This window comes from Bacillus aerolatus (assembly GCF_009183655.1).
GTDB lineage: Bacteria > Bacillota > Bacilli > Bacillales > Domibacillaceae > Pseudobacillus > Pseudobacillus aerolatus.
Genome location: NZ_WEIO01000002.1, coordinates 16787 through 32005, shown reverse-complemented (window position 1 = coordinate 32005; position 15219 = coordinate 16787). Strand labels below are relative to the sequence as shown.

Below are 15219 nucleotides of genomic sequence, written 5' to 3'. Positions count from 1 at the left end.
GAGATTTAGTGGGTTTTTTATTAGTTTGCTATATTCACAAACATTTCCTCTAAGTTTGGCTCATTTTTAATCAGGCCGGCTTCTTTCATCCAGTCAGCTGTTTCCTCCCATGGTTGTTTCGTTTGGCTGCCAAACCCTTCCTCTGACTTCATTTTTGGCAACAGAATATCAAGGCTTTGTTTTTCCACTTCTTCTACAAGCGGGAAATTCGCTTCATCTTGTTTGCTTAATAAAATTTGCAGCGCTTCATCAGGATTCTTTTCGGTGAACTCAAAGCCTTTTTCAGCTGCACGCCAAAAAGCTTTTATTTTTTCTTGCTCGGCTTCCCACGTTTGATCGCTCGTGACAGCGACGAGTTCATAAAAGTTAGGCACGCCGTACTTTGTTGGATCTAAATTGCGAGTTTCATAGCCTTCATATTTTAACAGCGGGACTTCATGGTTAATATAAGCACCGACGACCGCATCTGCTTTTTTGCTGACAATTGCCGAATTTAACTCAAACCCGACATCAGTCATTTTTACTTTTTCCGGATTTCCCTTGTCTTGTTCCACCATTGTATCAATAATCGCTTCATTTAATGGAATGCCCGTAAAGCCGACTGTTTTTCCTTCCAGATCTTTCGGAGACTCGATCGGACTGTCTTTTAAAAACATGACATGGTTGAGCGGTGAACGGACAATCGCTCCGACAGCCTTGACGTCTACTCCCTGATCTGTCCGTGCCATAATGACATCGGGCTGATACGAGATGCCGAGCGTCACTTTTCCGGCAGCTGCCAAATTAATTGGATCGGTTGGATTAGCCGGGAATTGAATATCCAAATCGATTCCTTCTTCTTGAAAGTACCCTTTTTCTTCAGCAGCGTATAAAAAACTATGCACAGCGTTCGGATACCAATCGAGCATAATCGTGACCTTTTCCTCTTTTTTCTTTTCTCCGCCCGCAGGAGCAGCTTCTTGTTTTTCTCCACTGGAACTGCAGCCGGCAAGCAGCACAGCTAGTATGATGAATAACCACTTTTTCATTCTATTTTCCTCCATTTTAGCGATCTATTTTCAATACATTTCACGAGTATAAACAACACAATGCCAATGGCTGACAATAACACAATCGGCGCAAAAACGGCGGCGCCATCAAACTGAGTCATCATCCGCCGGCTGAAATAACCTAGTCCTGCCTGGGCACCGAGCCACTCGCCAATGGCTGCACCAATCACACTTAGTGTGACAGCTACTTTCAACCCTGAATAAAAGTGAGGCAAAGCAGAAGGAATGAGCAGTTTAAAAAATATTTCCTTTTTTCCTGCCCCCATCGTCAGCAACAGTTCTTTCAGCTCTTTACTGCCAGATTTTAATCCATCAAATGTGTTAACAGTAATGGGAAAGAACGTAATCAAAACGGTTACGACTACTTTACTCCAAATGGAATAACCGAACCAAAGAACAAAGATCGGCGCCAAGGCAATAATAGGAATCATTTGCGACGAAATAATGATGGGATAAATCGCTTTTTCTACTGACGGACTGATGCTCATCCAAACTGCAATACCAACACCTAAAATAACCGAAATAGCCAGGCCGATGACGATAATAGATAGCGTGGCAGGCAAATGTTCGAAGAAAAGCGGCTCTTTTAATTGCCAAAGCTTGCTTAAAATACCGGTCGGCGGCGGAAGGATAAACATCATGTTAACTCCTCTCGCCGCCGCTTCCCAGATAATAAGAAAGGCGGCAATCAGCAGGGCAGCCGGCAAAATCCCTTTGCCACTCGTCATGTCTTCACCTTCCCCCTCAGCTTCTCAAGCAAATCCTCCTTTAATTCAAGAATGGCGGGCCGATTCAAGTCTGTTAACTTTCTTGGCCTTGGGAGCGGCACTTTTACTTCTTGCAGCGAGCAGACAGGCTTTTCAGAGAAAATGAAAATGCGGTCAGACAGAAAAAGGGCTTCATTGACATCATGCGTAATAAACACGATCGTTGTTTTCCGTTTTTCCCACTGAGTCATCAGCCATTCCTGCATAGAAAGCCTTGTAATCGCATCAAGCGCACTGAAAGGTTCATCGAGCAAGAGCACATTCGACCCGCTCAATACGGTGCGTAAAAAAGAAACACGCTGTCTCATACCGCCTGACAATTCATGAGGAAAGCGATTTTCCATCCCCTCTAATCCGAATTCTTTAAGAAGAGGAAGAATCTTTTTACGGGCTTCTTCTTTATGCCCGCCTTTTACCTCGAGCGGAAGAGCGGCATTTTCACTGATCGTCCGCCAAGGCATGAGCAGGTCGTGCTGGGGCATGTAGCCTGTTTGCCCGAGACGGCTTTCGTGGACTTGTCCATTAATAAAAATTTGTCCTTTGGCCGGTTCTTCAAGGCCGGTAATTAACCGGAAAAGTGTACTTTTTCCTGACCCGCTTGCTCCAACAATCGTAATAAATTCCCGGTCGTAAATATGTATATTTAAAGAATCAAGAACAGGGACAGAATGCCCCTGTTTCTTTTCTTTATAAGAAAAAGTCACTTCCTGAAACTCTAAAACCCTTTTATTCATCTCCAGGCCACATTTGCTCATTGTAAGCCATATCCCAAAACATATATTCATAGCGGGTCGTGTTCAGAAAAATTTCTTCTAATCTGGCGAGCTCTTTTTCACTTTTTCCGGTCGTATGCTCATCTAATAACTCGATGCACCATGTGGCGAGCTCACCAAATTCCTTGGAAGAGTACATTTTCACCCAATCGCCGTACAACTCATGTTCACTTGCTCCCGGAATTTCGTTTAATTCCTTTCCAATCTCCCAATAACTCCACGCACAAGGAAGCAGCGCAGAAATCAGCTCTGCAAGCGTTCCATTTTGACTGGCATGAAGCATGTAATGAGTGTAAGCTAGTGTGATTGGAGAAGGTTTCGCCTGCTCCAGTTCTTCCTCGGAAATACCAAACCGGGCTGCATACTGGCGGTGAAGCGACATTTCAAAATTAAGTGTGGAATTAAGTAAAGACGCAAATTTCCCCATCGTCTCCACATCATTCGCCTTAACTGCTCCAAGGGCGAACACTTTTGAATAATCGATTAAATATAAATAATCTTGAATCATATAAAAGCGAAATTTCCGCTGATCAAGTGTACCGTCTCCTATTCCCTTCACAAAAGGATGGTTGTGGTTTTGCCGCCAGATCGGCTGTAATTTTTTATGTAACCTTTCACTGAATTTCATTTAACTTTCACTCCTTGGCTATGTTAAGTACTACGTCCGGGCGCCTATGGCTGTTTGCGGACGTTTGTTTATCAATTTTGGTGCGTTGTTCGTCATTTTAGGCGTGTTGTTCACGATTTCAGAGTGTTGTTTGTCATTTCGGGCGCGTTGTTCACGATTTCGAATGATTTTTCAGACCGTTTTGTATGGCACCATTCATAAATAAAAGACAGAATAACTTTCGTATAATCCACGAGCTGTTCAATCGACAGCTGTTCGTTAACTGAATGGGCATTGTTTAAATCACCTGGTCCGTAAATAGCCGTTGGGATACCGGCATCAGCGAGCCAGCCGCCGTCCGTAACAGTTGGCGAGACATCTATAAACGGCGGCTTTTTTAAAACTGCTTCATGAGATCGAACGAGTGTCTGGACAGCTGCATGGCTCGGATCGATTTCAAAAGAAGGGAAAATTTCTCCTCTCTCTTCAATCATCGAAGCTCCTCCCCACTTAAATTGTGGAGGGTGTTCTCTCAGCCACGGATCACCTTTTGCCACATTCCGTATATGCTCTTCCACCTCTTTTGCTACTTGTTCATATGTTTCATTTGGATAGTAATGCACCGTAATCCAGAGCCGGCACTCATCTGCAATAAAAGCAGCATGACGGCCTCCTTCGATTACAGCCGGATTAATCGTGTTTGTACCTGGTAGAAATCCAGGATAGCTTTTCGTGACTGCCCAATGGCGCTCGAGTTCCTGAAGCCCTTCGATTATCTTCACCATTTTTTCGATCGCACTTGCCGCAAACAGTTTTCCGCCGGCGTGAATCATATTTCTTCTCGTCGCATCATGGTACGTTTGATCACTCTTCAGCGTAACCCAGCCGGTGATCGCTCCGCCTTGTCCTTGTATATGTAAGTCACTCGTATCCACAACTACTGCAAAATCAGCTTTGTATCCACGCTTACAGCATTCCAGCGTACCTGCTTCCCCTACTTCTTCACCGATAACAGATTGAAAAATAAAATTACCAGGAAGAGCAATCCCCGATTCACGCAGCAGCTTAACAGCAAATAAAGCTCCGGCAAGACCGCCTTTCATGTCTGCTGCACCACGTCCAATAACTGCTCCACCTTTCACAACTGCTTGAAAAGGATCCCCTTCCCATATTTCATTTTCATTCACTTCAGCCACATCAATGTGGCCGTTCAATATTAAACTGTGATAGTTTTCGCTGTCCGAACCTTTTAATAAGCCAACGACATTCGGATCATCCGGATATACATCCCATCTATCAATTGAAAAGCCATGCTTCTGTAAAAATGAAGCGATAAAACCTTGAGCTTCACTCGTATTTCTAGCCGGGGGTGCCGGTGTTTTAAAAGAAATCAATTCTTTTAACAAATCAACAAGCTCCTCTTCACGGCTCTCTATTTCCTTAAACAACAAATCCAATGACTTCCCCAATTGAATCACCCCTCTCTATAGAAATGCGAAGGCGCCTGTCTAGCCGCGACAAGCATATGACGGATAGCGAGGAGGCAGTTTCTCAGCCGCCACAGTTATTTGGCATATGACCTCGAGCGGTTAGGCGCTGCAGCTGGACACATCAAAAAAGCCGCTCCTCACGATAGAGAAGCGGCTGTAAATTACATAGTCTCATTAACTGCGATGAATAAATATTCAACAATATTCCAAAAAAGAGACAACCACTTCCCTACGCTGGCATTATCCAGTTCAGGTTGTAAGGGTTAAGGCCATCTGCCTTTCTCAGCTTATCAAAGCACCCCCATGGCATAACTATTCAATTAAGCTTTCCTTAGTTTTATCATATTAACGTCATTTATTCAATACTATTCAGAATTTTATAACAAATTTACTCCATTCACTTATTTTCATCCTGCCCATATATTAAATAAAAATGGGGGAGGTGTGCAGTTATATACTATTATTGCTGCAATTGCTGTCTCTGTAGTGTGACCAGCCTATATCGATGCCCTTATTATTCAGCCACTCCGAAGTCTCATCAAATTTATTGCACTTCTGCTGGAAAAAGATCTTTTCCACAAGTAAATGTTAAAATATTTAAGCAGTCTGCTCAATCAATGAGAGCGCTTTTAAAAGAAACAGATTTGCTTTTAACTAAATTAACAGCCAATAACGATTTTGCTTTTAAGTTAATGACCGCTGCCCAGGCATCGGACCGAAAAGAAGTCGAGAAACTTATTAAATCGGCTGGCGTTATGACAAAATCTAAAATTTCATTTAATCCAGACAGTATCCGGATGGAACTAGGACCGGATATAGAAAGCTCAGACTGCTGTAAGCTGGCCATTTCTCTCCGCTGGAACTAATTATTCAAGCGGTACTTCCACACCTTCATTTTGATAATCCGCCTAACTAATATGAAGCCAATCAATGATCCCGACAAGCTGCTGACGAGAAAAGCCGGTAGGAAGAAAAAGGCTCCGGCAGCAGTTCCCATCAAAATTTTTGCATAAGGCACGGCAAACAAAGAGGCAATGATTCCAGAACCGGTCACTTCTCCAATAGCCGCTCCCCACTTGCGGCTCGTTTTTTGGTAAATATAGCCAGCCAGGAAAGCACCAATCATGCCGCCCGGGAAAGCTAAAAGTGATCCCGTTCCCATAAAGTTTCTTAACAGCCCGGTCACAAAAGCGATAATAACTGCCGGTCCCGGTCCGAGTAAAACACCGGCCATCACATTGACCGCATGCTGGACAGGATACGCTTTAGCCACACCGGCGGGAAACCAGACGAGCGAAGAGCCGAATGTCGCAATGGCCGTAAACAAAGCCATATACGTGATCTTTTGAACTTGATTCATAAAACATTCCTCCAATATAAAAAGCCGGATCCTGATCTGGATCCGGCCATTGCAAGTGAAATAGTCATGATTGCTCTACTTCCCTACGCTGGCATCATCCAGATCAGGTTCAAAGAGTTGAAAAACACCTCTGTTTTTCTCTCAGCCATTAACAGGCACCTCTAGCAGTTTTGCTATTAAGTTCAGATTCTATTATAGGATGAATAAAGCTAGTTTGGAAGGTTTTTTTATAAAACTTTCACTCTATTTGGAAAACTCCTCGGGATAAACCCCTTCTGTCAGCGGAGCGTGAATTCCTTCAGCCCTAGTCAAAATGCGAAATATTTGTTTTCTTCTTATTCCTTCGGTATTAATCAAAGTGAGATCTTTGTCATATTGTTAATGATGCCAAGCCTTTCCCCACTCGGATATGGAGGTAACACGGACGACAATAGCTTTTTAGAAACAGGATGCTCTAATCGTTCAAGCTGTTCCATATCATCCAGTCGTTCAACAACCTCCCCTTTGTACATTACCGCTAGACGGTCTGCGATGTAATTGACCGCCTGTAAATCATGAGAAATAAAGAGATAGGATAGTTGAAACTCTTCTTTTAATTGTGCCAAAAGATTCAATATTTGTACTTGGACAAGAACATCTAAAGCACTTACAGCCTCATCGAGTATAATTAACTTTGGCTTTAATGCAATCGCCCTTGCGATATTGATTCTTTGCAGCTGCCCTCCACTGAAATGATGCGGGTATTTATGAATATCTTCTAGACATAACCCAACAATCTCCAAAAACTCCTGTACTTTCTTTTTCTCTTGAGCGGACGTAAGCCTTTCGTAATTTCTTAATGGCTCAGCAATAATCTCTCCTACAGTTAATCTTGGGTTAACAGCGCTATAACAATCCTGAAAGACAACTTGCAAATTTCGCCGCAGCTCCTTTAATTCTTTTGCTTTTAGATTATAAAGATTCCTCCCCTGAAACCATACCTCTCCCTGATCCGGCTTTTCCAGTCCTAGAAGAATTTTACCAAGGGTACTCTTGCCCGACCCACTTTCTCCAACAAGCCCTAAGCATACTCCTTCTTCCAAAGTGAGAGAGACGTTTTTAACGGCTTCAACAATTTTACGCTTCCCCCAAACAGAACTCCCGAGGAAGTATGTTTTCTTTATACTTTTCAACTCAAGCAATCCCACTCTTCATTCCCCCAACTCTTTATCCTGATTTCACACATCGTACTAGATGATCTTTTTCACACTCTTTCAATTCAAGATTGTCATTTACACAAGTGTGATCTGCATCCTCGCATCGTTCGAAGAATGGACATGTATTTTCTTTATTTATTAGATTGGGAGACGAAACACTGACACGTTGTACACTCTTTATCTTTCTTCTCGTTAACCCAAGTCTGGACTCTAACAAAACTCGAGTATATGGGTGCATCGGACGATTGAATAACTTAAATACCGGTGCTTTCTCAACGATATAACCACCATACATCACAGCCACTTCGTCAGCCAACTGAGCAATCACACCTAGATCGTGCGAAACTAATAAAATTCCTGTATCGTATTCTTTCCTTAACCAATTCAACTGTTGCAAAATCTGGAGTTGATTTGTCGCATCGAGTGCAGTCGTCGGCTCATCAGCAATGAGGATAGATGGATTCAAAGACATCGTGATCGCAATCATCACACGCTGCAGCATTCCGCCGCTCAGCTGAAACGGATATTGTTTCAATAGATTCTCTGGATTAGGCAAGTCCGCTTTTTCTAAATACGCTATAGCCATTGTCCGCGCTTGTTGCTTAGTGATAGGTAAATGAGTTTTAAGCGTTTCAATGAAATGCCGTCCGATCGTCCTCACAGGATTAAAGGCGGTCATAGGATTTTGCATAATCATAGCAATCTCACTGCCCCGTGCCTTTCTCATATCTTTTGCTGAACAATTTAGAATGTCTTTATTTCTAAACTTGATACTCCCTTTTACCACCTTTGCCTCACCGGGTAAAAGATTTAATAGGGACATGCATGTCATCGTTTTCCCTGATCCACTCTCTCCGACGAAGCCAAACACTTTTCCAGCCTCGATCTTAAAACTGACATCACGGACAACCTGAGTCACCCCATGCGGTGTTGATACATCTATGTTCAATTTGTTTACAGTTAGAATGGGTTGTTGCTCCATCTTCCATCTTCCCTTCTATTCCCTTCTTAGGTCGAGAGCATCCCTCAAGGCTTCGCCGAACAAGTTGAAAGCGACCACAACGATTAAGATCATCATCCCCGGGTACAGCATCAATGAAGGAGCGTTTCTAAAAAATTGCTTGCTGTCATTGATCATCATTCCCCACTCTGCTCCTGGCGGCTGTATGCCAAGACCTAAAAAGGAGAGACCAGAAATAGCTAATACCACTCCTCCGATGTCCATAAAGACTAATACAGCCACTTGAGAGATAATGGCAGGTAAAATATGTTTGATGACAATGACTAACCTCGATGTTCCGCAGACTTTGGCCGCTAAGACAAAATTTTGCTCCTTTACACTAAGAACCATTCCTCGAATGACGCGAGCATAAAAAACCCATTGGACAAGCACCATCGCCAAAATCAGGTTGACAAGACCCGGTCCCAATATTCCGATCAAAGCTAAGGATAGAAGAAAGCTTGGAAATGCCATGAGAATATCACATATTCGCATGAAGAGATAATCACCCCAGCCACCTCTAAAACCTGCATAAATACCAAGCGGAATACTAATCATCATCGTCAGCCCCATGACAAGGAAAGCTGTTCCTAACGAAGTCCGTGTTCCATAGATTAATCGAGACAATATATCTCTCCCTAAATGATCGGTTCCCAGCGGAAACTTAGAGGAAGGCCCTTGCAGTTTATGAGTAATATCAACTAAATTGGGATCATTAGGAGCAAAAAAAGGAGCAAGAAGAGCCAATAAGGTCATAAAGAAAACAATCATGCTGCTGATCATCATGAGCTTATGTGACAACAACTGTCGTTTCACGTTTTTCAACACTTTTATTTCTCTCCTTCCCATCGTATACGGGGATCAAGGAAAGAATAGGCAAGATCCACTAGGAGATTACAGACCACAAAGATCACACCCATAAACAATAAACAACCTTGAATCATCGGGTAATCTCGAGTCAAAATAGACGTGACAAATAACTGTCCCATGCCGGGCCAAGCAAAAACTGTTTCAACGATAACAGCTCCACTTAACATGTTCCCAAGGCTCATGCCAAGTCCAGTTACTAATGGCAATAAAGATTTTTTTAAGAGGTGCCTGCTAACGATTAATCTTTCGCGCAACCCTCTCGCTCTGGCATACATGACAAATGGCTCATTTAAATTTTCCAGTACACTAGCTCGGAGCAATCGCATGTACGTACCTATATAAGCAAAAGACAGCGTCAAGGAAGGAAGCACCAAATGAGCAAAAGTTCCCCTTCCTAACACAGGAAATAAATCTAACTTTACGGATAGAAAATAGATCAAGAGAAATCCGAACCAAAAAGCAGGCATAGAAACACTAACAAAGGCTATTATTCTACTAAACTGATCAATCAATTTCCCCTTGTAAATAGCAGACATTATTCCTATCGGTAAACTAACAACAACAATAAGGATGCACGAAGCCAACGTTAGCTGTACCGTTGGGAAGAAATGTAACATAATCTCGTCCCATACAGATTTCTTCGACACATAAGACATCCCTAAATCTAATTGCACCACTTTTCCCAGCCACTCTACATACTGAACATAAAGGGGCTTGTCCAGTCCCAGCTCCACTCGAAGGGCAGCCACTGTCTCATCCGCAGGAGGAATATGTGACGCCCTTAAGTAAGCTACGGCCGGGTCTCCAGGAGTTAAGTGGAGCAAGATAAAAGTAATGAGAGAAATGCCAAATAATATTGGAATTAAACTCGTGAGGCGTTTAACAATGAACCAACCCATTTAGTGCTCCTTAAGCCATTTTTTAATATCCTTGCTTCACTTATTAATATCAATGGAAGTGAAGGGTACTTCGTATTCTTGCGGCAAGAAATGGACTCCGCTAATATTTTTATGATAAACAGCTGCATTAGACTGATAAGATATTGGTAAGTATACAGCTTGTTCGTGCAATGCAGTTAAAATATCTTTATATAACATTTTTCTCTTTGCTTCGTCCGTACTTAATAACGTTTCCTTAATTTTCCTATCTATTTCTTTCTTTACCGGCAGCCCTAATTGAGCCTTGTAATCCGGACTTCCGTTTTCTGAGGTTTTCGTCATAGCAGACAAATAGGCATGTGGATCAAACGGGACACCCCAGCTTGCTGTAAATAATAAATCAAAACCACCTTCATATGCGGTTGCCCAAAAAGTCTCTTCTTCCTGACTAATCAACTTAATATCTATCCCCATTTTTCTAAAATCACCTTGGATAAATTCTGCGATCGCCTTTTGGATGTTGTCTGTGCTAATAAACAATAATTCCAGTTGTAATATTTCTCCATCCTTTTCTCGAAATGGTTTTCCTTTTACTCTTTTCCATCCAGCTTCATCCAATAATTGTTTTGCTTTTTCTGCATCGTATTCATAAGGCTTTACATTAATCTTCGTGTAAGGAATGTTAGGCGCAAACAAAGTGTCAGCCTTTTTTTCCGTCCCGTAAAAGATATTATCGATCACTGCCTGTTTATTAAAAGCATGCTGGAGAGCTGCGCGTAATTTAAGGTCTTTCATCGTTTCTCTGTTCGTGTTAAAAAGCAGCGCCCTTGTAGCTGTAGGCTCTGATAACTTAGTTTCATATATTCCTGAATCCTTCAAAAACTGGAATGAATCTTGGCTAATGACTCCGTTGCCAAAAATAAGATCGATTTCCTTTTTTTCAAAAGCTAAAACTCTAGATTCTCCATCAGGAATAACTTTCACAACCACCTTATCTATTTCCGGTTTCGTTCCCCAATACTTTTCGTTTCTTATAAATACAGCCTCTTCATTTTTCTTATATTTGCTCAATATCCACGGACCTGTGCCAATTGGGGACTTGAGTCCTTCCTTAAATGTGTTTTGACTGTCAGGAAAAGCCGCTTCTCCTATAAATCTTAATGGTCTGATGTAAGTGAGTTCTTGAAGAGTTGGATAATACGGCTTGTGCAAAGTCAGTTTAAACGTCGATTCATCCACTACTTCTGTGCTTTTAATTTGGTTAATTAATTCCATCCATTCATGTTGCGGAGCATTGGCTAAAACGGTATCAAAGTTTTTCTTAACAATGGCAGCATTAAATGGAGAACCATCAGAAAATGTAACGTCTTCCCTCAGATGGAATACATATTCTTTTCCATCTTTCGATACATCCCAGCTCTCGGCCAGCCAAGGCTTCAGTTCTCCGCCCTCACCGTAGTAAACAAGAGGTTCATATACCATAGCCTGCGAAAACCATTGATTCGGAAAGTACGTATGTGGATTTAAGTCACCAATATCCCCAGCCCAGGAAAAAGTAAGAACTTTTGTTTGATCTTTAGCTGATGCGTTTTCTTGATCTTTTGTTGTGTTGCTGCAACCAGTAACAAATATTGTTAGAAGCACTAGCAGCCCGACAAGAGAAGTGACTAATTTAGACCGTTTTAAAACCATGTTTTCTCACCTTCAATATAGAATTTTACCTATTCAAAAATGTTGAATATAAAAAAAGTTATAGGTTTGCCTCTATTCCCAGTTTCTTCCTCATTCTTTTGTTTCAGTTCTTAAAAGTACGTAACTATCATAAATCGTAATGATTACTATTTACAAGTATTTTTAACTAAAATAAAAAATTATACGGTTCAAAACAACTTGTAAATTAACTCTCTCAGCCGTTAAATAGTAATAATCGACGGAAAAAAAGCCCTATTCTTATCGCTAAGAATAGAGCTCGGGCGTATTGAAAAAATAACAGCAAAAAACTATATAAGGCTGTTCAATCCTCAGACACCTGTCCTTTCCGCGAAGGCATAGTTGGTGAATAAAACCCGGGTAGGTCTCCTGGCTTACGGATCAGCGCGCTTTTTTCGCCTTCCCTGATTTCTCAAGTGACATATGTGAAAAAAGAACTTTCCGATTACAGTGGCGGGACCGCTCGGGACTTGCACCCGATTCCCTGTTACCCTTTGCTCATGCAAAGGCACCCGGTTTTTCGTATAAAGTTTTCATTGGTTACAAGTTTAATACAGCGCCCTTGAATAAGCAATTGGATTTTTATTTTCTTCTCGCTTCTTTCAGCCGTCTGCTTACTTCTTCCCAGCAAACAATCTTCCACCAATTCTCGATATAATCTGCGCGTTTGTTTTTGTACTTTAAGTAATAGGCATGCTCCCACACATCAAGTACAAGCAAAGGAACGACATCCCATTGACTTAAATTTTGGTGTTTTTCCGCTTGCAGTATTTCCAGACGCTGCGTTGGCGGGACCCATACGAGAATCGCCCAGCCTCCGCCTTCTACATGCTCGGCCGCTTTTGAAAACTGGTTTTTAAATGCAGCAAAGCTGCCAAATGACTGAATGATTTCCCGTTCTAAATTTCCGGATGGTTTTCCTCCTCCGCGCGGGCACATCACTTTCCAAAAAATCGAATGCAAATAATGCCCTGCTCCGTTAAAAGCCAGCTCTCTCTCCCAATGCTTGACGAGGCTAAAGTCATTAGACCGGCGGGCTTTCGCCAGCTCTTTTTCAGCTTTATTTAATCCATCAACATAACTTTGATGATGCTTATCATGATGAAGCCTCATGGTTTCTTCATCAATATAAGGTTCAAGTGCGTTGCAAGGATATGGCAAGGGGGGAAGCTTGTGGCCGCCAATAGGAACCCGGTCTTCTCTTTCCTTTTCTTCCTGCTGTTCTTCCGCAGAAAATAGATTCACTTCTTCCGCATAGAATCTATCGTAAAATTGGCGCCACTCTTTATGCAAAGTGTGGATTTCTCCGTCAACTAAAACAGCTTCTTCCGCATTCTGTGTGTTTAATAGCCTCTCTTCTAACTCTTCTACTTTTCTTTTCCATTCTTCTATAAGTAAAAAATCATTTGCTTCTTCCTGCAAAATTAACATGTCATCGCACCATTTTTTCGCTTCTTGTAAGTATTGCTGGTACTTCTCCATCCGTCTCACCCTTTCATCATATATTCGTAACATATGCACATCGTTATAATTTGTTCTCTAAACGGATTTGCTAGTTCGATTGTGTAAAAAATTCAACATCCAGGCGGCGGATTTAAAGGAATGAAAATCCAAGTTAAGCATATTTTTTAATAACAGAGGTAAAAGACTGTTAATTAAAAAGCAAGGAGGGATAAGTATGGGGCATGTCAAAGCACTACTAATTAAAATCGTTATGGTTACGGCAATTTTGTTTATCGTCCTTGGCCTAATTTTTAATATGTCGATGACTGAAGTTTTGCTGACAAGCTTAGTCGTCACCGGAACCACTTATTTAATTGGAGACTTGCTGATTTTCCGAAGTACATCCAATGCTCTTGCCACAACTTGTGATTTTGTCTTGGCTGCTATCATGGTGTATGTAATGGGGGCTATTTTGACAGAGCACAGCATTCCACTGGCTACCGCCATTGTACTTTCTTCGATCGGCATTGCAATTGGTGAATGGTTTTTCCATATGTACCTTGCTAAAAATGTGTTTCCGAAAAAAGATTCCGTTTCTCATATTGATTGATAAACATTATAATAAATCGCACTAAACTCAAACGCTCTGCACTTTGTTCTGTTTTAGAACTGTGCAGAGCGTTTTTACGTTTTAAAAAACGTGCATGGCAATACTTACATCTAAAAAGACGCTGTAGATGGTTCACATCCAAAAGTCCGATTCCATTTAGAGAATTAATCAATAAGCGCCACTATTCGCTCTCACCACGCTACCCGTCTTCGTTTAAAAGGCCGCCCGAAGAAAATTCGGGAGGCCTTTCTTAGTTATGCTTGAGCGTGTGAATTTTTCTCTTGGACCTTTTCTTTAATAATCACTCCGCGTTTCGCCATTTCTTCAATGTATTTACCACCTGGAACGATTTGCTCCGGCGGATAAACCCCTGCTTTGTTAATTGTTCCGCCGGCAATCATTTGGGCGACAACGGAAATAGTGTTCGCAGTTGCTCTGGCCATAGCGGTCACGTTATTAACTGTGTCTTTATACGTTGTCATTTCATATGTGAAGCCGGCCTGCTGCCCGCCTTTTATCCCTTTCGTTTCTACTCTTAAAAGCACGACATCTTCTTTATCTTTCAAATCGACAATCGGATCAAGTACTTTTAACAAAACATCGCGCGGTCTCACTTGTATACCGCTTACTTCTACAAAATAGTCGGAGCGGGTTAAATTTAAATCAACGAGTAATTCAAACTTTTTGGCGTGCCCCGGATAGCGGATCGTTTTATATTCCAGACAGTCAAGCTCCGGATAAGAATACGAGAGCGTTGAAGTTCCGCCTGCCGTATGGAATGCTTCCAGCGGGCCGAATTTTTCAAAATGAATCGGTTCTACTTCCGACAAAGATGGAATTTCTTGTTTTTCCCCTTCTCTAATGATGAAAGAAGGATCCGTATAATGGTCAAACACACCTTCCATTGAAAACACATGGTTGTATTCAAACGGCGGTTCTGGACGGAGAGGGATACCCCCTACGTACAATTTAATCGATTCTACTTTATCAAGCTTGCTGGCACCGTAGCCAGCTAAAATATTAATCATGCCCGGCGCCACGCCGAGATCAGGAATAAGTGTCACATTGGCCGATTTCGCTTCTTTCATCATTTCCAATACCTGGTCCGTTGCATGGCCGATGTGCCCTCCAAGATCGACTGAGTGTACACCTGCTGTAATCGCTGCTTTCGCAACCGCTATATTAAACGAGTAGAATAATGCATTGATCACAACATCGTGTGCGCCCATTAAATGTACTAACTGATCCGATTTAGACGCATCAACGAAAGCCGCGTTAAGTTTTGGAGAGCGAAGCACTTGGCAAGTTTGTTTTGCTTTTTCAATATCGTAATCGGCGAGCGTGACTTTCGCCACCCCTTCACATTGCACTAGGTCTCTCGCTGCTTCTTTTCCCATTAACCCTGATCCTAATATTAATACGCGCATGTTCTCTTCCTCCCCTGTTTATTTGAATTTCTTTGTACA

15 protein-coding genes and 3 riboswitches are annotated in these 15219 nt (G+C 41.9%); of the genes, 2 read left to right on the top strand and 13 right to left on the bottom strand.

Annotated elements, in window-relative coordinates; genetic code table 11:
• Positions 1-20 precede the first annotated feature (20 nt).
• From F9802_RS03765 to F9802_RS03745, 5 genes are all read right to left on the bottom strand, one after another.
• The gene (locus F9802_RS03765; protein WP_152149825.1) at positions 21-1028 is read right to left on the bottom strand and encodes an ABC transporter substrate-binding protein; all 1008 of its coding nucleotides are present in this window, start codon (positions 1026-1028) and stop codon (positions 21-23) included.
• Positions 1025-1777 carry an ABC transporter permease gene (locus F9802_RS03760; protein WP_152149824.1) on the bottom strand — a complete coding sequence of 251 codons (753 nt, stop codon included), beginning with the start codon at positions 1775-1777 and terminating at the stop codon, positions 1025-1027. Before F9802_RS03760 ends, F9802_RS03765 begins: the two co-directional genes overlap by 4 nt.
• On the bottom strand, positions 1774-2550 hold the full coding sequence (locus F9802_RS03755; protein ID WP_152149823.1) for an ABC transporter ATP-binding protein: 777 nt from the start codon (positions 2548-2550) through the stop codon (positions 1774-1776). The genes F9802_RS03760 and F9802_RS03755 overlap by 4 nt, the downstream gene beginning before the upstream one ends.
• Positions 2543-3217 carry a thiaminase II gene (gene tenA / locus F9802_RS03750; RefSeq protein WP_152149822.1) on the bottom strand — a complete coding sequence of 225 codons (675 nt, stop codon included), beginning with the start codon at positions 3215-3217 and terminating at the stop codon, positions 2543-2545. The genes F9802_RS03755 and tenA overlap by 8 nt, the downstream gene beginning before the upstream one ends.
• Before the next feature lie 110 nt (positions 3218-3327).
• Positions 3328-4665 carry an acetylornithine deacetylase gene (locus tag F9802_RS03745; protein WP_152149821.1) on the bottom strand — a complete coding sequence of 446 codons (1338 nt, stop codon included), beginning with the start codon at positions 4663-4665 and terminating at the stop codon, positions 3328-3330.
• A 229-nt stretch (positions 4666-4894) separates the two neighbouring features.
• Positions 4895-4999, bottom strand: a riboswitch (TPP riboswitch).
• A 304-nt stretch (positions 5000-5303) separates the two neighbouring features.
• Here F9802_RS03745 and F9802_RS03740 point away from each other — a divergent pair.
• Positions 5304-5552 (top strand): hypothetical protein, encoded by a 249-nt coding sequence (locus tag F9802_RS03740; protein WP_152149820.1) that lies wholly within the window; start codon positions 5304-5306, stop codon positions 5550-5552.
• Here F9802_RS03740 and thiW read toward each other — a convergent pair.
• From thiW to F9802_RS03705, 7 genes are all read right to left on the bottom strand, one after another.
• Positions 5549-6046 (bottom strand): energy coupling factor transporter S component ThiW, encoded by a 498-nt coding sequence (thiW, locus tag F9802_RS03735; protein WP_152149819.1) that lies wholly within the window; start codon positions 6044-6046, stop codon positions 5549-5551. The genes F9802_RS03740 and thiW overlap by 4 nt on opposite strands.
• A 63-nt stretch (positions 6047-6109) precedes the next feature.
• Positions 6110-6219, bottom strand: a riboswitch (TPP riboswitch).
• Positions 6220-6399: 180 nt separating this feature from the next.
• Positions 6400-7233 carry a nickel import ATP-binding protein NikE gene (gene nikE / locus F9802_RS03730; protein WP_152149818.1) on the bottom strand — a complete coding sequence of 278 codons (834 nt, stop codon included), beginning with the start codon at positions 7231-7233 and terminating at the stop codon, positions 6400-6402.
• A gap of 19 nt (positions 7234-7252) precedes the next feature.
• Complete coding sequence (locus F9802_RS03725; RefSeq protein WP_225435190.1) at positions 7253-8191, bottom strand: ABC transporter ATP-binding protein; 939 nt, start codon at positions 8189-8191, stop codon at positions 7253-7255.
• A gap of 48 nt (positions 8192-8239) precedes the next feature.
• Positions 8240-9070, bottom strand: coding sequence for a nickel transporter permease (nikC, locus tag F9802_RS03720; protein WP_152149816.1), 831 nt, complete (start codon positions 9068-9070; stop codon positions 8240-8242).
• Between the two features lie 2 nt (positions 9071-9072).
• A complete protein-coding gene (gene nikB, locus F9802_RS03715; protein WP_152149815.1) occupies positions 9073-10011 on the bottom strand; it encodes a nickel ABC transporter permease in 939 nt (312 codons plus the stop codon).
• A 36-nt stretch (positions 10012-10047) separates the two neighbouring features.
• The gene (gene nikA, locus F9802_RS03710) at positions 10048-11682 is read right to left on the bottom strand and encodes a nickel ABC transporter substrate-binding protein (protein ID WP_152149814.1); all 1635 of its coding nucleotides are present in this window, start codon (positions 11680-11682) and stop codon (positions 10048-10050) included.
• Between the two features lie 360 nt (positions 11683-12042).
• A riboswitch (cobalamin riboswitch) is annotated at positions 12043-12231 on the bottom strand.
• A gap of 51 nt (positions 12232-12282) precedes the next feature.
• The gene (locus F9802_RS03705; RefSeq protein ID WP_152149813.1) at positions 12283-13182 is read right to left on the bottom strand and encodes a superoxide dismutase; all 900 of its coding nucleotides are present in this window, start codon (positions 13180-13182) and stop codon (positions 12283-12285) included.
• Positions 13183-13378: 196 nt separating this feature from the next.
• Here F9802_RS03705 and F9802_RS03700 point away from each other — a divergent pair, with 196 nt between their 5' ends.
• A complete protein-coding gene (locus F9802_RS03700) occupies positions 13379-13753 on the top strand; it encodes a DUF2512 family protein (RefSeq protein WP_152149812.1) in 375 nt (124 codons plus the stop codon).
• Between the two features lie 254 nt (positions 13754-14007).
• Here F9802_RS03700 and F9802_RS03695 read toward each other — a convergent pair whose 3' ends face one another.
• Positions 14008-15180, bottom strand: coding sequence for a saccharopine dehydrogenase family protein (locus F9802_RS03695; protein ID WP_152149811.1), 1173 nt, complete (start codon positions 15178-15180; stop codon positions 14008-14010).
• Positions 15181-15219 lie beyond the last annotated feature (39 nt).

Coding starts and splice junctions, on each gene's coding strand:
- F9802_RS03765 (WP_152149825.1), bottom strand. CDS start 1,028: ATGAAAAAGTGGTTATTCATCATACTAGCTGTGCTGCTTGCCGGCTGC.
- nikA (WP_152149814.1), bottom strand. CDS start 11,682: ATGGTTTTAAAACGGTCTAAATTAGTCACTTCTCTTGTCGGGCTGCTA.
- thiW (WP_152149819.1), bottom strand. CDS start 6,046: ATGAATCAAGTTCAAAAGATCACGTATATGGCTTTGTTTACGGCCATT.
- F9802_RS03700 (WP_152149812.1), top strand. CDS start 13,379: ATGGGGCATGTCAAAGCACTACTAATTAAAATCGTTATGGTTACGGCA.
- F9802_RS03705 (WP_152149813.1), bottom strand. CDS start 13,182: ATGGAGAAGTACCAGCAATACTTACAAGAAGCGAAAAAATGGTGCGAT.
- F9802_RS03755 (WP_152149823.1), bottom strand. CDS start 2,550: ATGAATAAAAGGGTTTTAGAGTTTCAGGAAGTGACTTTTTCTTATAAA.
- F9802_RS03695 (WP_152149811.1), bottom strand. CDS start 15,180: ATGCGCGTATTAATATTAGGATCAGGGTTAATGGGAAAAGAAGCAGCG.
- F9802_RS03760 (WP_152149824.1), bottom strand. CDS start 1,777: ATGACGAGTGGCAAAGGGATTTTGCCGGCTGCCCTGCTGATTGCCGCC.
- F9802_RS03740 (WP_152149820.1), top strand. CDS start 5,304: ATGAGAGCGCTTTTAAAAGAAACAGATTTGCTTTTAACTAAATTAACA.
- nikB (WP_152149815.1), bottom strand. CDS start 10,011: ATGGGTTGGTTCATTGTTAAACGCCTCACGAGTTTAATTCCAATATTA.
- tenA (WP_152149822.1), bottom strand. CDS start 3,217: ATGAAATTCAGTGAAAGGTTACATAAAAAATTACAGCCGATCTGGCGG.